The sequence below is a fragment of the Halomonas sp. IOP_31 genome, from assembly GCF_021151495.1.
Taxonomy (GTDB): Bacteria; Pseudomonadota; Gammaproteobacteria; order Pseudomonadales; family Halomonadaceae; genus Modicisalibacter; species Modicisalibacter zincidurans.
Genome location: NZ_JAIRBP010000015.1, coordinates 52,327 through 71,046 on the forward strand (window position 1 = coordinate 52,327; position 18,720 = coordinate 71,046).

Annotated in this window: 20 protein-coding genes, 4 tRNA genes and 1 pseudogene; 7 read left to right on the forward strand and 18 right to left on the reverse strand. The window is 64.0% G+C overall.

Translation table 11 applies throughout. The annotated features are described in order from the left end of the window. Window positions 1-216: 216 nt before the first annotated feature. Window positions 217-1,620: a sigma-54 interaction domain-containing protein gene (locus K7I12_RS09685; protein WP_051907300.1), complete on the reverse strand. Its 1,404-nt coding sequence runs from the start codon at window positions 1,618-1,620 to the stop codon at window positions 217-219. Between the two features lie 352 nt (window positions 1,621-1,972). Here K7I12_RS09685 and K7I12_RS09690 point away from each other — a divergent pair, with 352 nt between their 5' ends. After that, window positions 1,973-2,569: a nucleotidyltransferase family protein gene (locus K7I12_RS09690; protein WP_231664026.1), complete on the forward strand. Its 597-nt coding sequence runs from the start codon at window positions 1,973-1,975 to the stop codon at window positions 2,567-2,569. 6 nt (window positions 2,570-2,575) lie between these two features. On the opposite strand, the gene K7I12_RS09695 is transcribed toward K7I12_RS09690, so the two are convergent. The 4 genes from K7I12_RS09695 to polA all read right to left on the reverse strand — a co-directional run bounded on the left by K7I12_RS09695 (window position 2,576) and on the right by polA (window position 8,005). Beyond that, complete coding sequence (locus K7I12_RS09695; RefSeq protein ID WP_031382255.1) at window positions 2,576-3,133, reverse strand: ankyrin repeat domain-containing protein; 558 nt, start codon at window positions 3,131-3,133, stop codon at window positions 2,576-2,578. A 108-nt stretch (window positions 3,134-3,241) separates the two neighbouring features. Continuing rightward, a complete protein-coding gene (gene mgrA, locus K7I12_RS09700; RefSeq protein WP_031382254.1) occupies window positions 3,242-4,270 on the reverse strand; it encodes an L-glyceraldehyde 3-phosphate reductase in 1,029 nt (342 codons plus the stop codon). Window positions 4,271-4,371: 101 nt separating this feature from the next. Then, on the reverse strand, window positions 4,372-5,067 hold the full coding sequence (locus K7I12_RS09705) for a haloacid dehalogenase type II (protein WP_031382253.1): 696 nt from the start codon (window positions 5,065-5,067) through the stop codon (window positions 4,372-4,374). Window positions 5,068-5,146: 79 nt separating this feature from the next. Then, complete coding sequence (gene polA / locus K7I12_RS09710; RefSeq protein ID WP_231664027.1) at window positions 5,147-8,005, reverse strand: DNA polymerase I; 2,859 nt, start codon at window positions 8,003-8,005, stop codon at window positions 5,147-5,149. Window positions 8,006-8,233: 228 nt separating this feature from the next. On the opposite strand from polA, the gene K7I12_RS09715 reads away from it, so the two are divergent. The 3 genes from K7I12_RS09715 to speA all read left to right on the forward strand — a co-directional run bounded on the left by K7I12_RS09715 (window position 8,234) and on the right by speA (window position 11,661). Then, the gene (locus K7I12_RS09715) at window positions 8,234-8,533 is read left to right on the forward strand and encodes a DUF2782 domain-containing protein (protein WP_031382251.1); all 300 of its coding nucleotides are present in this window, start codon (window positions 8,234-8,236) and stop codon (window positions 8,531-8,533) included. Between the two features lie 121 nt (window positions 8,534-8,654). Further along, entirely contained in the window at window positions 8,655-9,605 is a 951-nt protein-coding gene (locus K7I12_RS09720) for a homoserine kinase (RefSeq protein WP_231664028.1), read from the forward strand. Between the two features lie 151 nt (window positions 9,606-9,756). Continuing rightward, entirely contained in the window at window positions 9,757-11,661 is a 1,905-nt protein-coding gene (gene speA / locus K7I12_RS09725; RefSeq protein ID WP_231664030.1) for a biosynthetic arginine decarboxylase, read from the forward strand. 219 nt (window positions 11,662-11,880) lie between these two features. On the opposite strand, the gene K7I12_RS09730 is transcribed toward speA, so the two are convergent. From K7I12_RS09730 to K7I12_RS17680, 8 genes are all read right to left on the reverse strand, one after another. Then, complete coding sequence (locus tag K7I12_RS09730) at window positions 11,881-12,561, reverse strand: fumarylacetoacetate hydrolase family protein (protein ID WP_031382248.1); 681 nt, start codon at window positions 12,559-12,561, stop codon at window positions 11,881-11,883. Window positions 12,562-12,673: 112 nt separating this feature from the next. Further along, window positions 12,674-12,749 (reverse strand) — tRNA-Thr (locus K7I12_RS09735). Between the two features lie 356 nt (window positions 12,750-13,105). Further along, a complete protein-coding gene (locus K7I12_RS09740; protein WP_160171077.1) occupies window positions 13,106-13,264 on the reverse strand; it encodes a hypothetical protein in 159 nt (52 codons plus the stop codon). Window positions 13,265-13,463: 199 nt separating this feature from the next. After that, complete coding sequence (locus K7I12_RS09745; RefSeq protein WP_231664031.1) at window positions 13,464-14,201, reverse strand: Crp/Fnr family transcriptional regulator; 738 nt, start codon at window positions 14,199-14,201, stop codon at window positions 13,464-13,466. A gap of 684 nt (window positions 14,202-14,885) precedes the next feature. Next, window positions 14,886-15,020: a hypothetical protein gene (locus K7I12_RS17510; protein ID WP_268871164.1), complete on the reverse strand. Its 135-nt coding sequence runs from the start codon at window positions 15,018-15,020 to the stop codon at window positions 14,886-14,888. 13 nt (window positions 15,021-15,033) lie between these two features. Next, the gene (locus K7I12_RS09750) at window positions 15,034-15,396 is read right to left on the reverse strand and encodes a helix-turn-helix domain-containing protein (RefSeq protein WP_031382245.1); all 363 of its coding nucleotides are present in this window, start codon (window positions 15,394-15,396) and stop codon (window positions 15,034-15,036) included. After that, window positions 15,397-15,693: a type II toxin-antitoxin system HigB family toxin gene (locus K7I12_RS09755; protein ID WP_031382244.1), complete on the reverse strand. Its 297-nt coding sequence runs from the start codon at window positions 15,691-15,693 to the stop codon at window positions 15,397-15,399. A gap of 227 nt (window positions 15,694-15,920) precedes the next feature. After that, window positions 15,921-16,157, reverse strand: a complete 237-nt coding sequence (locus K7I12_RS17680; RefSeq protein ID WP_150113063.1) for a type II toxin-antitoxin system YafO family toxin — start codon at window positions 16,155-16,157, stop codon at window positions 15,921-15,923. 207 nt (window positions 16,158-16,364) lie between these two features. Here K7I12_RS17680 and K7I12_RS09760 point away from each other — a divergent pair, with 207 nt between their 5' ends. After that, window positions 16,365-16,637: a type II toxin-antitoxin system RelE/ParE family toxin gene (locus tag K7I12_RS09760; protein ID WP_231664032.1), complete on the forward strand. Its 273-nt coding sequence runs from the start codon at window positions 16,365-16,367 to the stop codon at window positions 16,635-16,637. Further along, window positions 16,634-16,957 carry a helix-turn-helix domain-containing protein gene (locus K7I12_RS09765; RefSeq protein ID WP_031382243.1) on the forward strand — a complete coding sequence of 108 codons (324 nt, stop codon included), beginning with the start codon at window positions 16,634-16,636 and terminating at the stop codon, window positions 16,955-16,957. Before K7I12_RS09760 ends, K7I12_RS09765 begins: the two co-directional genes overlap by 4 nt. Here K7I12_RS09765 and K7I12_RS09770 read toward each other — a convergent pair. Together K7I12_RS09770 and K7I12_RS09775 are read right to left on the reverse strand one after the other, a co-directional pair. Continuing rightward, complete coding sequence (locus K7I12_RS09770) at window positions 16,947-17,264, reverse strand: DUF2726 domain-containing protein (RefSeq protein WP_051907299.1); 318 nt, start codon at window positions 17,262-17,264, stop codon at window positions 16,947-16,949. The genes K7I12_RS09765 and K7I12_RS09770 overlap by 11 nt on opposite strands. After that, window positions 17,261-17,439, reverse strand: a pseudogene (locus K7I12_RS09775) (transposase); the annotation flags it as partial. The gene K7I12_RS09770 and the pseudogene K7I12_RS09775, both read right to left, overlap by 4 nt. A gap of 155 nt (window positions 17,440-17,594) precedes the next feature. Here K7I12_RS09775 and K7I12_RS09780 point away from each other — a divergent pair. Continuing rightward, window positions 17,595-18,152, forward strand: coding sequence for a hypothetical protein (locus K7I12_RS09780; protein ID WP_231664033.1), 558 nt, complete (start codon window positions 17,595-17,597; stop codon window positions 18,150-18,152). A 234-nt stretch (window positions 18,153-18,386) separates the two neighbouring features. Here the strand turns inward: K7I12_RS09780 and K7I12_RS09785 are convergent. From K7I12_RS09785 to K7I12_RS09795, 3 genes are all read right to left on the reverse strand, one after another. Beyond that, window positions 18,387-18,462: transfer RNA gene (locus K7I12_RS09785), tRNA-Thr, on the reverse strand. Between the two features lie 16 nt (window positions 18,463-18,478). After that, a tRNA-Gln gene (locus tag K7I12_RS09790) sits at window positions 18,479-18,553 on the reverse strand. A 6-nt stretch (window positions 18,554-18,559) separates the two neighbouring features. Continuing rightward, window positions 18,560-18,635: transfer RNA gene (locus tag K7I12_RS09795), tRNA-Phe, on the reverse strand. Window positions 18,636-18,720 lie beyond the last annotated feature (85 nt).

Below are 18,720 nucleotides of genomic sequence, written 5' to 3' on the forward strand. Positions count from 1 at the left end.
AGCAAGTCAGCGGCCAGCCTGGAATCGCGCTTTATATTTCAACCAGTTGCATGCTGACCTTAACGTCAACCATGGGTGGATGGCGGTTGCTTGACGCGGGGCACGGCGACAAGCGTCCGTTTTATCGGACGCATCGACGTACCAGCGCGAAAAGCAAGCGCGGGAAGGGCGCCCCGCTACTGTCCGAATATTCGGATGGCATCCGTTCTTTCGGACTCAGGACACCGTGGAAACCTCGGCCAGGCGATGCCGGGCGAGTTTCTCGTAAAAGGAAGACTTGGCGATGCCCAGCCGCTTGGCGGCCCGTGTGCGGTTGCCGCCGCTTTCGATCAGCGCGCGTTCCAGCGCCTCGCGCTCGGCGGCCTCCAGGGTGGCACGCAGCGAGCCGTCGCCATGGCGTGAAAGCGCCGGCGTACAGCGCAACGCCTCGGGAAGATCGTCGACCTCGAGCCGCGAGCCGCCCAGGTAGAACGCCGCCTCGAGGACGTTTTCCAGCTCGCGGACGTTGCCCGGCCAGCTGTGCCGACACAGGCACTCAAGCGTCGCGTCGGACAGCGTCGGGCAGCGCCGGCCGCGCCGCTCGGCCAGCCGCTTGAGCAGGTGTCGGGCCAGCCCCGGCACGTCCTCGCGGCGTTCGCGCAACGCGGGAATTATCAGCGGCACCACGTTGACGCGATAGAACAGGTCCTCGCGGAATTCGCCGCGCGCGATCAGGCTCTCGAGCGGCCGATGGGTCGCGGCAATCACCCGCACGTCGACCGGTACCAGCCGGGTCGCGCCGACCGCTTCTATCTCGCGATCCTGCAGCACGCGCAGCAACTTGACCTGCATCGCCAGCGGCATGTCGCCGATCTCGTCGAGAAACAGCGTGCCGCCGTGGGCGAGCTGGAACTTGCCCGGCTTGCCGCCCTTGCGCGCACCGGTGAAGGCGCCCTCTTCGTAGCCGAACAGCTCGGCCTCGAGCAACTGCTCGGGGATCGCCGCGCAGTTGAGCTTGATGAACGGCCCGGCGGCGCGCTCCGACAGCCGATGCAGGGCATGGGCGTAAAGCTCCTTGCCGGTGCCCGACTCGCCACGGATCAGCACCGAGGCATCGCCCGGCGCGATCTTGCGGACCTTGGCATTGAGCGTGCGCATCGCTTCGCTCTCGCCGACCACGTCGGTCAGTTGCCAGCGCGCCCCGACGCGGACATCGAGCGCCTGACGGTAGTAGTCGACCTCGGCCTCCAGCGCCTCGACCTGGGCGTTCATCTGGCGCCATTCCCAGGTGTCGTGGTAGATCACTGTACCGATCGCCCCGATCACCCGGCCGCCGGCGCGAATCGGGTAGCGATGGGCAATCATGTGGTGGCCGCGCACCATCTGCAGTTGCGCGAGCTCGGCCTTGCCCGAAGCCAGCACCTCGGGCATGCGGGTGTTTTCGATGATCTCGCTCACCGGGCGACCGATCGCCGCGACCGGATCGATCTCGAGAAAGTCGGCATAGGGGGCGTTGAGGTAGCTGATGCGACCCTCGGCGTCGACCACCACCACCCATTCGGTCATGGCGTCGAGGCCGTGCAGCAGCAGGGCGGCATCCCACTGCTCGGGCTGGTTCCCGGCGAGCGACTGGTTGGCCATGCGAGCCTCGGCGTTATTGTCGGTATCGACTCAGCCTCGTCGCTGCCGGCCGGGGCGGCAAGACGACCTTGGTGGAGCATTGAAAGAAGAATGAGTTGGCACGACACGCGCCTTCGAACCATAGTAAGGGCTACCCTCGCCAGCCGCTTCCAGGCGGCCAACCTACAACGGACGCTGCGATGCTCGACATGGATATTCGTGTGCTGCCGCACGCTTTCGACTGGGCTCGCGGCGACCAAGCCCCGTGGCTGTCTCGACCTAGGGTCCTTCGCCGGCATCTCGGCGTGATAGGCTCGCGCAAGAGCGCCGATGACCGGGCCACGATCGCCGACGTGATGAGAGTCCACTGTTAATGGCCGAGCACGCGACACCCTCTGACAGCATCGCCGCGCTGGTGCTCGCCGCCGGTCAGTCGCGGCGCTTCGGCAGCGACAAGCGCCTCGCCGAACTGCCCGGCCGCGGCACGTTGCTCGTCGCCACCCTGGCCACGCTGCGTCCGCATTTTCGCGACATTCATGTGGTCATCGGTGGCGATGACGATGCCGTCAGGCTGGGCATACCGGACGACATCGTCACGCTCGTCAATCCCGACGCTCGGCGCGGCATGGGCGCCAGCCTGGCCTTCGGCATGTGTGCGCTGCTGCGGGAGAGCCGGGCCCGGGCCGTGGCGGTGATGCTCGGCGACATGCCGTGGGTGCGCGATGCCACCTTCGCGGCGCTGGCCCTACGGGCCGGCGAAGCGCTGATCGTGCGTCCGACCTTCCAGGGCGAAGGCGGCCATCCGGTCGTCTTCGGGCGGCAATTCTGGCCGGTGCTGTGCCAACTGGACGGCGACGGCGGCGCGCGTCATATCCTGCTCGACAACCCGGCAGCCTGCGTCGAGATCGCCACCGCCGACCCGGGCGTCATCAAGGACGTCGACGAACCCGGCGCGCTCGATCCGGGCTAGCGCACGCTACCCACCGGTGTCAGCCGGCCGGGCCAATTGCGCCGGCGTGGCCTTGGCGCCCATCGCCGTGGCCAGGTCGTGGGCGGTCATGCCCTTGCTCTCGCGGGCATGTCGGTCGGCGCCCTTGGCCAGCAGGCAAGCGACGATCTCGGCATGGTCGAACATCGCCGCGAACATCAACGCGGTCTTGCCGTCGGGTGACGAGCCGTCGACCGCGGCGCCGTTTTCCAGCAGCAACCGGACCATCGCCAGGTTGCCCTTGAACGCAGCGCCCGCCAGTGGATTCTGACCGTTGTCGTTGCGCAGTTCCGGGTCGGCGCCATGCTCGAGCAGCACGCGGGTGGTCTCGACGTGGCCATGGTAGCTGGCCAGCATCAACAGGCTGTCGCCCTTCTGGTTGCGCATGTTGGGCGGCAGGCCCTGCCCGAGCCAGTGACGGAAGTTCTCGGTCTCGCCTTCCCGTGCGGCATTGAAGATCTGCGTGGCCAGGCGGATCGTCTCCTCGTCCGGCCCGCTATCCGGCGCCGGGGCTGGCTGTCCCGGTGCCTGCGTCTGGTTAGCCATGGGTCCCTCCTTGATGTGCATTCCAGGCATGCGATCGTCTTGTCAGCCTGGTGGCCGCGCTCCACTTCCAGCCCAGGAGCCTGTCGGCCCGGGCCAAGCCCTGCAGGTCTAGCGCTCCGCCGAGGCCGCCCACAGGTTGACGCCACCTTCCACGGCGTAACGATCGATCTCGGCCAGCTCGTCGTCGCTGAAATCGAGACGCGCGAGCGTCCCCACGCAATCGACGACCTGCTGCGGGCGACTCGCGCCGATCAGCGCCGAGGTGACCTGGGGCTTGCGCAGCACCCAGGCCAGCGCCATCTGCGCCAGATTCTGGCCACGCCGCTCGGCGATCGCATTCAGCGCACGCACCCGCTCGAGGTTGTCCGCCGACAGGTGCGCTTCGCGCAGCGCGCCACCCTGAGCCAGCCGGCTGTCGTCGGGCACGCCGCCCAGGTACTTGCCGGTCAATATGCCCTGGGCCAGCGGCGAGAAGGCGATCGCGCCCATAGCCAGCTCATCGAGGGTGTCGAGCAGGCCGTCGTCCTCGATCCAGCGATTGATCATCGAGTAGCTCGGCTGATGAATCAGGCACGGCGTGCCGAGCTCGCGCAGGATCGCCACCGCCTCGCGGGTGCGCTGGGCGTTGTAGGAGGAGATGCCCACGTAAAGCGCCTTGCCCTGGCGCACCGCGCTGTCCAACGCGCCCATGGTTTCCTCGAGCGGCGTCTCGGGATCGAAGCGGTGCGAGTAGAAGATGTCGACGTAATCGACGCCCAGGCGCTCGAGGCTCTGGTCGAGGCTCGCCGTCAGGTACTTGCGGCTGCCCCAGTCGCCGTAGGGCCCCGGCCACATGGTGTAGCCCGCCTTGGTGGAGATCAGCAACTCGTCACGATGGCCGGCGAAATCCGTCTTGAGGATGCGCCCGAACAGCTCCTCGGCGCTGCCCGGCGGCGGGCCGTAGTTGTTGGCCAGGTCGAAGTGGGTAATGCCATGATCGAACGCGGTGCGGCAGATCTCCCGGGCGTTGTCGCTGTGGGCGTTGTCGCCAAAGTTGTGCCACAGCCCCAGCGACAGCGCGGGCAGCTTCAGGCCACTGCGTCCACAGCGGTTGTAGATCATATGTTCGTAACGGGAATCCGAGGGAGTGTAGCTCATACCGTTGTCCTTTATTTCCAGAGATCATCGTGTAACAGGCTAAGGGTCTGGTACTCACAGCGCCACTACACTGCCTGGCCTGCACACCAGTGCGGCGCACTTCAGCAGCCGAGTTGCTCGGCCAACGCGATGATCGACCCGGCATGCCGGTCGTTGGCCGGCGATCCGGCAATGTCCTTGGGATTGGCAGCACCGAACTCATTCGGACGCTCGATGTACGCCGTCTTGAGACCATAAGAACGTGCGCTGTCGAGATCGTCCTGGTGCGCCGCAACCATCATCACCGCCTCGGCCGGCACATCGAAGACCTGCGCCACACCCAGATAGGTATCGGGATGCGGCTTGTACTGGCGAAACACTTCCGCCGAGAGCAGGCAGTCCCACGCCAGCCCGACGCGCTTGGCCATGTTGGCGAGCAGCCCCAGATTGCCATTGGACAGCGTGCAAATCATGAAGCGCTGCTTGAGCCGCGACAGCCCCTCGACGGCGTCCGGCCACGGCTCCAGGCGATGCCATACGCGGTTGAGGTTGCGCTTCTGAGACTCCGTCAGCGAGGTGATGCCGAACTGCGCCAGCACATCGTCGAGGATGCCCCGATGCAGGTCGTCGATCAGCGTCCAGCCCAGTTCCCCAGACATCACCCGCTGCATCGCCGGCCGATAGCCGGCGCGCCACGCCAATGCGAACTCGCCGCCATCGACGCCCAGGTTTAGCGCCTCGACTTCGCGAGCGATCGAGCCATGCCAGTCGACGACGGTACCGAACACATCGAAAGCGAGAATCTCGACTTCCTGCATTAGCTGTCTCCCTGGGGCTACTGCCCTTCATCATCGGTCGCCTATTGCCACGCGAAGTCCTGGCCTTTCTTACGATATCTCAGTGCGCCTCGTCCCAGTTGGCGCCGGATTCGGCCTCGACGATCAGCGGCACTTTGAGCTCGGCGGCATTTTGCATGCGCTGCTTGACGATGCCGATGAAGTCGTCGACCTGCGATTCCTTGACCTCGAATACCAGCTCGTCGTGGACCTGCATGACCATCCAGGCATCGAAAGCGCTGTCGCCGCCGACCGGCGACAGCCAGCCGTCGACGTCAATCATCGCGCACTTGATGATGTCGGCGGCGGTGCCCTGCATCGGCGCATTGATGGCGGTGCGCTCGGCGGCCTGGCGACGGGCATGCTGGCGCGAGTTGATCTCGGGCAGGTAGAGCCGGCGGCCGAACACCGTCTCGACGAAGCCGTCGTCGGCGGCCTGGGCGCGGATGGTGTCCATGAAGCGCGCGACACCGGGATAACGCTCGAAGTAACGCTCGATATACACCTTGGCCTGCCTGGCCTCGATGTGCAGCTGCCTGGACAGCCCCCAGGCGCTCATCCCGTAGATCAGCCCGAAGTTGATCGCCTTGGCGCTGCGTCGCTGCTCGCCGCTGACCTTGTCCAGCGCCACGCCGAACACCTCGGCGGCGGTGGCGGTATGAATGTCGCGCTCTTGGGCGAAGGCCTCGAGCAGGCCCTCATCCTCGGAGAGGTGCGCCATGATGCGCAGCTCGATCTGCGAGTAGTCGGCGGCGACGATGCGATAGCCCGGCCGGGCGACGAACGCCTGGCGGATCTTGCGCCCCTCCTCGGTGCGGACGGGGATGTTCTGCAGGTTGGGATCGCTTGACGACAGCCGCCCGGTGGCGGTCACCGCCTGATGGTAGCTGGTGTGGATGCGCCCGGTGGCCTTGTGGATCAGCTGCGGCAGCTTGTCGGTGTAGGTCGACTTGAGCTTGGTCAGCCCGCGATGGGCCATGATCACCTTGGGCAGCGGATAGTCCAGCGCCAGCTCCTCGAGCACCGCCTCGGCGGTCGACGGTGCGCCCTTGGGGGTCTTCTTGAGCACCGGGATCTTCTGCTCGTCGAACAGGATTTCGCAGAGTTGCTTGGGCGAACCGAGATTGAACTCGCGCCCGGCGATCTCGAAGGCGTCCTTCTCGATCTCGCGGATGCGCGTCTCGAGCGTCTGGCTCTGGGCATGCAGCAGGCTCACGTCGAGCGCCACGCCGATGCGCTCCATGCGCGAGAGCACCGGGATCATCGGCCGCTCGAGGCCGTCGAGCACCTCGGCGAGGCGGCCTTCGGCCTCGACGCGCGGGCGTAGTTCGTGGTGCAGGCGCAGGGTGACGTCGACGTCCTCGCAGGCATAGGGCACGGCCTGCTCCAGGGCGACCTGGTTGAAAGTCAGCTGCTTGGCGCCCTTGCCGGCAACCTCCTCGAAGCTGACGGTCTTCTCGCCGAGGTACTTGAGCGCCAGCGAGTCCATGTCGTGGCGCGTGGCGGTGGAGTTGAGCACGTAGGACTCGAGCATGGTGTCGGTCAGCGTGCCGGCCACGCGGATGCCGTAGCGCGCCAGCACCGAGATGTCGTACTTGAGGTTCTGGCCGATCTTGCCCTTGGCGGGATCCTCGAGCAGCGGTTTGAGCGCGGCGAGCACGGCGTCGCGGTCGAGCTGCGCGGGGGCATCGATATAATCGTGGCCGACCGGGATGTAAGCCGCCTCGCCGGGCTCGAGCGCCAGGCCGATGCCGACGATCCCGGCGTCCATGTAGTTGAGGCTGTCGGTCTCGAGATCGAAGCAGAACGCCTCGGCGGCGGCGAGGCGCTCGAGCCAGACGTCCAGATCGGCCCGTTCGAACAGCGTGTAATCCTCGCGGGCCGGCTTGGCCAGGGTCACGTCCTCGTCGAGCTCGCTACCGACCGTGGCGTCGCCGCCCGACCCAGCCTTACCCAGTGCAGCGCCGCCCGACGGAGCGCCGCCCGACGGAGCGCCGCCCGACGGAACGCCGCCCGCAACGTCATCGACGCCCTCGTCGCGGCCGGCCAGTAGTTCGCCGAGCCAGGCCTTGAACTCCAGCTCGCGATACAGCCGGGTCAGCGCCTCGCGGTCGGGATGGGCGATGTCCAGGTCGTCGAGGCCCACCGGTAGCTCGCAGTCGGTCTTGATGGTCGCCAGCTGGTAGGACAGAAACGCCTGCTCGCGGTTGGCCTCGAGCTTCTTGTCCAGCGTCTTGGCGCCGCGAAAGCTCAGCGTCTTGACCGCCTCTAGATTGGCGTAGACGCCGTCGAGGCCGCCTTCGATGCCCTGCAGCAGGCCCAGCGCGGTCTTCTCGCCGACCCCCGGCACGCCGGGGATGTTGTCGACCTTGTCGCCCATCAGCGCCAGGAAGTCGATGATCCGCGCCGGCGGCAGGCCGAACTTGGCCTCGACGCCGGCGACGTCCAGCGTCTCGTTCTTCATGGTGTTGACCAGCGTGATGTGCGCGTTGACCAACTGCGCCATGTCCTTGTCGCCGGTGGAGATCACCGCATCGCGGCCGGCCTCGGTGGCGTGGCGCGCCAGGCTGCCGATCACGTCGTCGGCCTCGACCCCCTCGATGCACAAAAGCGGCAGGCCGAGCGCACGGATGCAGGCGTGCAACGGCTCGACCTGGCTCTTCAGGTCGTCGGGCATCGGCGGACGCTGGGCCTTGTACTGCGCGAACAACTCGTCGCGAAAGGTCTTGCCCTTGGCGTCGAAGACCACCGCCATGGGACTCTGCGGGTACTGGCGGATCAGGCTCTTGATCATACTGATCACGCCCTTGACCGCGCCGGTGGGCTGGCCGGTGGACGTGGTCAACGGCGGCAACGCGTGAAAGGCGCGGTACAGGTAGGAGGAGCCGTCGACGAGAACGATGGGCGGCGTGTCGGCCATGGGTGGGGCACCTCAGCGAAAAGCGATCGATGCGCCCATGATACGCAAGCCGCCCCGGGACGTCAGGCAATCGCCGGTATCGGTGCCAGACTCGGACGGGCACCCGCGCGATCGGGCGTCGAACGACCATCGGCGCGTGCGGGTTATCTAAAGTAAGTGCACGCTAGCCGTCGTTACACATACACTGCGGGTATCGTTTATACGCTTTTTCCAAGCTTGGAGGTTGCCATGAAACTCCCCCCGCTGATTACCGCCACGCTACTCGCGCTCGGCCTTTCGGCCGGCCTGGTGCCGGCGGCGCTGGCCCAGCAGGACGCGGACGAATCGGTATCGCCGGATATCACCGTGCGCCAGGAGGAGGACCGTACGATTCGCGAGTACCGCGTCAACGGCCAGCTCTACGCCATCGAGGTCCAGCCCAAGGCCGGGCCGTCGTACTACCTGGTCGACGATAACGGCGACGGCGATTTCCGGCGCAGCGACAACGAGCGGGTGGTGCCGCCGCAGTGGGTGCTGATCTCCTGGTAAGCCGCTTGACGGGCCGGCACCAACACTACCGGCCGGCATCCGATGATTACTCTTGCAGGCACTGCAAGGTCGGCCGTCGACTCGCTACAATGGCCCGCTTGGATACCAGGGCGAGAACACCATGGCCGTATTCACACCGCTCGACGACGCCCAGGTCGCGAGCTTTCTCGAGCGCTTCGACGCCGGCCGGCTCATCGCCTGCGAAGGCGTCGCCAGCGGTACCGAGAATTCCACGTTCTTCGTCACTACCGACCGCCGCGAGTTGGTGCTGACGCTGTTCGAGCAGGGCGAGCACGATGAACTGCCGTTCTTCGTCGACCTGCTCGATTATCTCGACGAATATCGTCTGCCGGTCCCCGGGCCGCTCCACGATCGCCGGGGGGTGGCGCTGCAGAGCCTCGCCGGCAAGCCGGCGCTGCTGTTTCCGCGGCTGCCCGGCAAGCATCCCGAATCGCCCAATCTCGCCCAGTGTCGCGCGCTCGGCGATACCCTGGGGCGCATGCACAAGGTCGGCCAGCACTTCGACGGCCACCGCCCCAACCCGCGCGACCTGAACTGGCTGCTGGCCAGACATCATCAGGTCTACGCGTATCTCACCCCCGCCGACCAGGCGCTGATGAGCGACGAGGTCGACAGCTATCAAAGCGCCTTCGACGATCCCGATCGGTTGCCCACGGGCGCCATCCATGGCGACCTGTTCCGCGACAACACGCTGTTCGACGGCGACCGGCTTGGCGGGATCATCGATTTCTACAATGGCTGCAGCGGCGAGCTGCTGTTCGACCTGGCGATCGTCGTCAACGACTGGGCCAGCGACGCGCACGGCCATCTCGAGCCGGCCCGCCACGACGCGCTGCTCGGCGCCTACCTCCAGCGTCGGCCGCTGAGCGACGCCGAACGGAGATTGTGGCCGATGATGCTGCGCATGACTGCGCTGCGCTACTGGCTGTCGCGGCTGCTGGTGGTCTACGTCGACCCACCGGCCCACGAACTGACGCCCCACGATCCGGAGCGCTTTCGCCGCATCCTCAAGGCCCGCATCGCCGCCGGCGCCTTGCCGTTGCCGGCGTGAATGCGGCCATGCTCGACACCGCAGCGAATGACGCCTGTTGATCACACTAACTAACAGTCCCGCCCGGCGCCGGCATGATGCGCCAGCGCCGGGCCGCACGCCTCAGCCGCCATCCACGGCGGCTCGTTCAGGCCCTTCAGGGAGACCGCACATGACCGCATCCGCCGCACAGGCACGCCGCACCTACAACATCGATCAGTGGGGAAGCGGCTATTTCGACGTCGACGACCACGGCCATGCCGTGGTCCGGCCGCTGGGCAGCGAGACCGAGGGTCCGGCGCTGCCGCTCGACGCATTGGTCGATCAGCTGCGCGAGGCCGGCCTGCGCCTGCCGGTGCTGGTGCGCTTCACCGATATCCTCCACGACCGCGTGGAACAGCTCTGTGCGGCGTTCGATACGGCGATGCGCGAGGAAGCCTTCCAGGGCGGCTATACCGCGGTCTACCCGATCAAGGTCAACCAGCAGCGCCGGGTGGTCGAGGAGATCCTCGCCACCCAGGAGCGCGGCCATGGTCGCGTGGGGCTGGAGGCCGGCAGCAAGCCCGAACTGCTGGCGGTGCTGGCGCTGTCCACCGACGGCGCGTCGCTGATCGTCTGCAACGGCTACAAGGATCGCGAGTACGTGCGCCTGGCGCTGATGGGCGAGAAGCTCGGCCACCGGGTCTATCTGGTGGTGGAGAAGTTCTCGGAGCTCAACCTGATCCTCGAGGAGGCCGAGCGCATCGGCGTGACACCGCGCATCGGGCTGCGCGCCCGGCTGGCCTCGGTGGGCAAGGGCAAGTGGCAGGACTCCGGCGGCGAGAAGTCCAAGTTCGGCCTCACCGCGACGCAGATCCTCGGCGTGGTCGAGCGCCTGCGCGAGGCCGATGCGCTTTCCAGCCTGCAACTGGTGCACTTCCACCTCGGCTCGCAGATCGCCAACATCCGCGACATCCAGCGCGGCCTGCGCGAATGCGCGCGTTTCTACCGAAGCCTGCGCGAGATGGGCGCGCCGGTGGACACCGTCGACGTCGGCGGCGGCCTGGGCGTGGACTACGAAGGAACGCGCTCGCGCAGTTTCTGCTCGATCAACTATTCGATGCGCGAGTACGCCAGCAACGTGGTGTGGGCCTTCAGCCAAGCCTGCGAGGCCGAGGGCATCCCCCATCCACACCTGATTTCCGAATCCGGCCGGGCGCTGACCGCGCACCATGCGGTGCTGATCACCAACGTCATCGACGAGGAGCGCATCGGCGAAACCGCTCCGTCGCGCCGGCGCGCCGAGGACGACCCGCAGGTCGACGAGTTGTGGCGCGTCTACGACCGGCTCGCGACCATGCAGGAGCCGCGCGGCCAGGTCGAGGCGTACCACGACCTGACCCAGGCGATCGCCGAACTGCAGGAGCGCTTCGTGATGGGCATGGCCGATCTCGACGCCCGCGCCGAGGGCGAGGCGGTTTACTTAGCCGCCTGCCAGCGCCTGCGCTCGCGGCTGGACAGCCGCAACCGCGCCCACCGCGACATCGCCGACGAACTGGGCGAGAAGCTCGCCGACAAGCTGTTCGTCAACTTCTCGCTGTTCCAGTCGCTGCCCGACGTGTGGGGCATCAAGCAGGTCTTCCCGGTGCTGCCGCTGACCGGGCTGGATCGCGAGCCGACTCGCCGCGGGGTGATCCAGGACATCACCTGCGACTCCGACGGGCGCATCGACAGCTACGTCGACGGCCAGGGCCTGGAAAGCACCCTGCCGCTGCCCGAGTGGGACGATCATGACGACAAGCTGCTGGGGCTGTTCCTGGTCGGCGCCTATCAGGAGATTCTCGGCGACCTGCACAACCTGTTCGGCGACACCGACTCGGTCGACGCCGCGCTCGACGCCGATGGCCAGTGGCAACTGTCGAGCCTGCAGCATGGCGACCGGGTCGCCGACGTGCTGCGCTACGTCAACTTCGACGCCGAGGTGCTGCGCGCGCGGCTCGATGCCCAGCTTCAGGCCAGCGCCCTCGACGATACCGAGCGGGCGCACTTCATGGACGACCTGGCCGCCGGCCTCGAGGGCTATACCTATCTCGAGTAAGCGCTGAAAATACCGGGAAAACGCCCGGCGTCCTTCTGCCTCAGGGCAATCGCAGTTAGCGTTTTCGCTCGGGGCTGAGCCATCGATAAGCCTGCGAGAAGGCGCTGTAAATACGTCCATGTACGCTACCGACGCCATCCATGGCGTCGAACCTTCTCTTCGGTTTATCCCCGGCGCCCCTCGTCAGGTCCAGCTGCAATAGCCTTGTCTTGTGCCATGCTAGTCGGCGGTGCGGGTGATCGCCTCCACCGCACCGTGGCTGGCCCCGGCGGCCAGCGCCAGGCTGATCTCGGCGCCGCGCGGCAAGGCGCCCACGCCCGCCGGCGTGCCGGTCAGCACCACGTCGCCGGGCATCAGCGTGAAGTGGCGGCTCATCTCGGCCAGCAGTTCAGGAATCGCGAACAACATGTCGGCGCTGTCGCCGGTCTGGCGGCGCTCGTCGTCGATATCCAGCGTGAAATGCAGCGCCTGCCAGTCGGGCTCGCCCTCTAGCGGGGCGAACGACGTCAGCGGACAGGCACCGTCGAAGGCCTTGGCGACCTCCCACGGATGGCCCTTGTCCTTGAGCCGTGCCTGCACGTCGCGCAGGGTCAGATCCAGCGCCAGCCCCAGCCCGGCGACGGCGCGCTGTGCCGCCTGCGGTGTGGCGCGAGTCAGCGGCGTGCCGATCAGCAGCGCCAGTTCGGCCTCGAAGTGCACCTCGCCGCGCGCGAACTGCGCTTCCAGCGGCTCGTCGATATCCACGGCGCTGCTCGCCGGCTTGATGAACAAAAGCGGCGCGCTGGGCACCGGGTTGTCGAGCTCGCGGGCGTGCTCGGCGTAGTTGCGGCCGACGCAGACGATCTTGCCCAGCGGCTGGCTGAAGGCCTGGCCAGTGGTGAAGCGAGGAACGAACGACATGGCGACTCCACAAAATCCGATGAGAAAGTGCCGAGTCTACCCTAGCCAGCACACTAGAGCGAAAGAAGCCGCCACTCATTTAATTATCAAGTAATTGATTTTGAATATTTTCTGGTGCCGGCGAGTGGACTCGAACCACCGACCTACGCATTACGAATGCGTTGCTCTGCCAACTGAGCTACGCCGGCTCAGGCAAAATCCTACTCATTAGTCGACATGCCAGGCAAGCCCGTTAGCTGGCACGTGCCAAGTCTGCCGTCAGCCTCTAAACGGCCGACGAAGCCACTCAGGACACAGACGAGTCCCAGCAACAAGCTGCCCGGGGCGATGAGCAGCGCAAGCGACCCGAAGGCAAGGTCAAGCCGCAGGAGGCGCAGAAGGATCAGGACTCCTCGTTGAACCACGATACCGACGAAGAGCGTCTCGACCAGGAGAGTGGCTCAGACGCCATGATGCAACCCGATGGCTACAATGGCGGTTGAGCCCGCGAACCGCAGGCCGGGCCAAGGAGGCGCCTTGTCCCGGCTCCCGGTCAGCTTGCAGGCTATTCGTTTTCCCGGCGCAGCTGCCTGGCAAGGTTGCGCAGATAGTCGGCCGAGACGCTCGACATTCCCGCTTCCTTCATGGCCTTGGCCAGGCGGAGATAAGCCTCGGCATCGTTGAGGGCGAGCCGCGCCTCCTCAGTTTCAAGCTCTGTCGTCACGCTTGCGGTCTCCTTGTGCGGCCCTGTGGAAAGCGCGCTGCCCGGCAACGCGCGTGCAAAAGATGCCATAACTTTGTCTCGCCTCAAATAACCGACGGCGCGCTACATTAGCATGCCCAAGGTCTCGAAGTATGAACGGCTCATGCTTCGACATGAGACGAATCTCCATCGAGCAGATCACAAGCCTGACAAGGCAGTCCTATCCGCGCAACAGCGGATTGATCGCTTCGCTGCAGTGCTCTGGAACGAACCCCGCCAACACAGAGAGCCGCTCGAAATCGAGAATCCTTATCGCGTTGCGCCGCTTGTGAATCAACCCCTCCTCCGCCAGATCGGTCAACGTGCGGCTGACATGCACCTCGGTGAGTCCCAGCATCAGGCTGAACAGGCGCTGCGTCAGGGGCAACGTGAAGCTGCCTCCGTCAGTCGCGTGGATGCGCTCCAGCCGGTAATAGATTTCCAGCGCAAAGTGCGCAATACGCGACTTGGCATCATGGCTCAATACGTTGACCAGGCGTTCAGTGATGACCGCCTGCTGATGAGATGCCGAGGCATGCATGGCCAGTCCCAGCGTGCTGGAACGCTGGCAGGCCCTACGCAAGCTTTGCACGGGAAACGGGCAGACGACTCCGTCCGTGAGCATTTCGACCCCGGTGTAGTGAGTGTTGAACGTCACTTCACGGATGCCGATCAAGTCGCCGGGCAGAAATATCTCGAGAACCTGACGACTACCGCCCTTGCTGCAGTGAAATGAGTAAGCCCAGCCTCGCTGCAAGGTATACAACATCTCGGGGACGTCACCGGCCTTCCATAACTGGCTACGTCGCTCGACCTCTTTGGGCGCATGCTCGAGCTCTTCCAACAGCAGCAGATCTTCCTCGCCAAGTTCGATGTGTTGGCAGAGACTCCTCTTGATACAGCACTCTTGCGTATCCATGGAAACATCCTTGTGTGAGCGCTCACACTATCGCTGCGAACCGTAACGAGCCGGCCTTCCTGGCCGCGCTCCTGGAAGTGTAGGTGAATTACTGTGTCACTCCAGGCGCTCCTAAGTGACAGTCGGCCAACCGAGCCAGTGGCCGGCCAATACCGCAACTGCACCGTCGACCTGCCCACTCTCATGCGGCAAGTATCGGAAAAGCTTAGTGCCGCCCGCGCCACAGGACAACGAGTCGCCCACATTTCAAGTCGCTATCATTCGCCCATAGAAAAGCCCGGCCGAATGGCCGGGCTTTCCGAGTGCTGCGTTTCCTTACCGCTACAACGAGCATCCTGCTCGTACATCCTTGGCGCGTGAGCCATCCATCGCTCGCCCCCTCCTTGGTACGGGCCTTCCTTGCCCGACGCCGCCCACGATCTCAAAGTGAGCGAGCCACGTATTTAACCCACGTTATAAAAACGCAAAATGCCTTCATCCAGGCAAAAAATAGCCCCGTGGGGGATACAGGGCGCGAAGCGATATCGATCATCGGACACTTTGGGACCATTCACGATGGCGCGCCATTCTTGTCGCGATGAGCTTCCTTGGCCTCAGCTCCATACTGCGGGATCGTCCTGATCCCTGATCACACTGCTAGCGTAGTCGCCAGCAACCATGATTCAAGCCGCTCTGTGCACCAGGCTACTTCCAGACATCGGCCTTAGGGCGACCACGCAGCGTGCCGCCCCGGTACTTGTCGGCTTTCTCGAAGAACTCGTCGGTCAGTTGCGGCGCGTCGTCAGGGTCGATCCAGTCACTGCCGGCATCGTCTGGCATTGCTTCGATCTTCTTACGCCGGCTCCTCGTCCAGCAGGGTTTCATAGGGGATATGCAACCCCTTGTGCAGGTTTCGCACCATGCGCAGGCTCAGCCCACGCCGACGGTTCAGCACCTCCGACACACGGCCACTGGGACCGATGAAGCGCTCCAGATCCCGCGGCGTCAGCCCCTGCTGCTCCATGCGAAACCGGATCGCCTCGATGGGATCGGAAGGCCCAACGGGGTAATGCTCATCCTCGTAGCGCTCGACGAGAATCGACAGCACTTCCAGCTCGTCGGCCTCGGCGCTACCTTCTTCGGCATCCCACAGCGCTTGTATCCGCGCGAAGGCGCGATCCAGATCGGCATCACTGCGAATTGGCTGAATGTTCATCTATATGGTCTCCGCATCTACCTGATCATACTGCTTGTGTGTTCCCACGAAGCGTACCCATGCGATCTGCTGCGAGTAGCGGATCGACACGATGACCCGGTACTTGTTGCCGCCGATGTTGAAGACCACGCGACCGCCCTTGAGGATGCTTGCCGTGGCGATCTCCGCTTTCAACGCCTGCGGCGTCGGCCAGTCAGCCTTCGCCATCATGTGATACCACTCTGTCAGCGGCCGCTCGGCGGCGGCATAGCCCTGCTCCCAGAACTCCCGCAACGTGCGTTTCGCGATGACTCTCACAAGATTTTCCCCTTTTGGGAGAATATAGATTCTCCCTTTTTGGGAGTCAACAACCGTCCCGATCCCCGTATAGCGGGTGATAGAACCGTTCGGCCACGAGTATCGGGTGATCGATCACCCGAATGTCGTCGCCAGCGGGCTTGGCGAGCATTAGTATGCCGTCTTGGCGTCTGACGGCGCCCTTGCTGGCTGCAGTGCCGCCAGTCGCGCTGGGGAACGAAGGAAGTTCAGTTGTTGTCGCGAAACTCTCTGGCCAGTTCCGCTAGACGCAGCATCAAGCCATTATCCTGTGCCCGTTCATGCGCGTACGAATACAGCAGCCCGAGTATGCAATAACGGTGATCTTCAAACTCGCCATGCACATATACCAACGAGGCATCCCGATGCGGCTCTTTTCGACGACACGTCATCTGGGCCACGGTTTGCGGGTGAACAGTAACCAATTCTTTAACGCTTGATTTCACTGCGTTTTAAATGGTGCTGGCACCAAGAGTCGAACCCGGGACTGTAGTGGTCACGATGTGGTCAATTCTCCGACATTGCACTTATACCCATTTGGGAATAAACTCACAATATGGATTCGGAGGACGCTATCAAACCGCTCTACTGGGTCGCCAGCAGCAAGAAGGATCTGCTGGCTATGCCCGACGACGTACAGGATGTCTTCGGTTATGCGCTTCATCAGGCGCAGGCCGGTAGCAAGCACAGCCAGGCTAAGCCAACTCAAGGGCTTCGGTTCTGCGGGTGTTCTAGAAGTTGTCGAAGACGCCCAGGGCGACACCTACCGCGCTGTCTACACCGTCAAGTTTCAGGGCGCGGTCTATGTCCTTCACTGCTTCCAGAAGAATTCCAGTAGTGGCATCGCTACGCCCAAGCCAGACCTGGACAAGATCCGCGAACGGCTCAAAGCCGTCGAACAGCACGTGAGAGAGTCATCATCATGATCGATATCGAACAAGGCAGCACCAACGTCTACGCCGACCTCGGTCGCCATGATGCCGACGAGATGCTGATCAAGGCCCAGCTGGCCACCAAGATCGCCGAGATCATCAAGCGTCGCCGTCTCACCCAGGCCAAGGCCGCCGAGATCGTCGGTATCCCGCAGCCCAAGCTCTCCGGGCTGCTCCGCGGTCAATTTCGCGGTATCAGCGAAGCCAAGATGCTTGGGTGTCTTGCTCGGTTGGGTCGCGACGTTCGCATCGTCGTCGGTCCCTCTCGCCCGCGCTCCAAGCCTGGTCATGTCGAGGTCGAATTTACCGGATAACTTCGATGCGCTTTTCGGCGTGGTTGATCTTCATTCGCTCCAGGCGAACACCCGCTACCTCACAGGCTCGATTTAGGATGCGATCACGCTTCACTCGGTCGGGCCTTTCATGACTCGGATCGTCGAGCTCCAAGGCACATTTCACTTTAAAATCAGCTTTTTCACACAAGACATAATCAAAATGCCATTGCGAAAGCTGGCGAAATAACGACTTATACTCCCTCGTCCAGGTGTGGTGCTTCTTCATGTTCGGCTGGATCAAGTCCACCACGCGCACCTGACAGAAAATGGCTCTTCGTCGTTTCATGTGGATTTGGCCTGATCCAGCAGGCTCCCCACCGGGCTGCCAATCAGATAGATCATGGTGATGAAGTAGCCCTCGTTGCGGTACCGCGAGCCCGTGATCGGGCGGCTTGAAACAAGCTGTTCATCCCTTCCAGTCGTGCATTGGTCAGCGCCGATAGCCAGCGCCGAATGACCCTGCGTATTCCGGCGAACGTGACCGCCCATTCCGGGGATCGTGACCGATTTGCACATGGCCATCACGCTGGAGTCGGTTTTGTACTCTAAGCGGTCACGATGGGCCGGAATATGCAACTTCATCCAGGAACGCCAACCCCAGGCCTGTCAGGACTTCATGTACAACATCGCCGCGCACATGCTGGCCCACGTCGAGCCCGCCGGCTGCGCCATTCACCTCGCCTTGGACCTGCAAGGATGGCAGCCGCCCCGCGACTTCATGGACCGGTTCGTCACCCGCTCCAAGCGCGTTACCAAGCTCAACGGCGTCTCCGACTTTGAGATCACCACCGGCGAGATCGCCGCCCAGTACGCCTACGGCCAAAGCTACCTATTCGGCACTGCCGGGGCTCTCCAGTGCGCCCTCTACAACAAGACCCGCCAAGCCCATAGCCGCGACAAGCTGCACTTCTGGGAGGGCATCTGGAAGCAGGCCACCGGCGACGATCCTCTGGATGAGCCCTACGACCCCGACCAGGACGTTTGGCGCATCGAGATGCGCTTTCATCAGTCCGTGCTCCGCGAGTACGCCCAGGGCACGCCGCCCTGGAGGACGGAACCATTACCGAGGACGAGCGCTTCAGCCTCCACGACCTCAAGCGCAAGGGGATCACCGACTACAAGGGCACCCGTCACGAGAAGCAGGAAGGCAGCGGTCACCGTTCACCAGGGATGATGGACGTCTACGATCTCAGTCTGCCCGTCGTAAAATCCAGCGAGGAATGACCGGCGAAGCCCGCCAAATTCTGTACAGCGGCACTATCTCGCAGACGCACGAAAAGGGGGTTAGCTCAGCTAGCCCCCTTTTGGTGAAGGCCAAAAGGCGGGGAGAATTTTACGTAGACAAGAAAAAGCCGCCCTTGAAGGCGGCTTTTAAAATCTGCAAACGCTTGATATTGCTGCGTTTAAATGGTGCTGGCACCAGGAGTCGAACCCGGGACCTACTGATTACAAGTCAGTTGCTCTACCAACTGAGCTATGCCAGCCCCAAGAGCGTTGGCGTGGCTGGGGTAGCAGGACTCGAACCTGCGAATGCCGATACCAAAAACCGGTGCCTTACCACTTGGCTATACCCCAGCAAATTGGTGGCCAGAGACGGAATCGAACCGCCGACACGAGGATTTTCAATCCACTGCTCTACCGACTGAGCTATCTGGCCGTTGCCAACGGGGACGTATTAAACCGTAATCCCCGCAGACGGTCAACCCTGCCTTTTCAGAATGATGCTGGCCGATTCAGCGCCC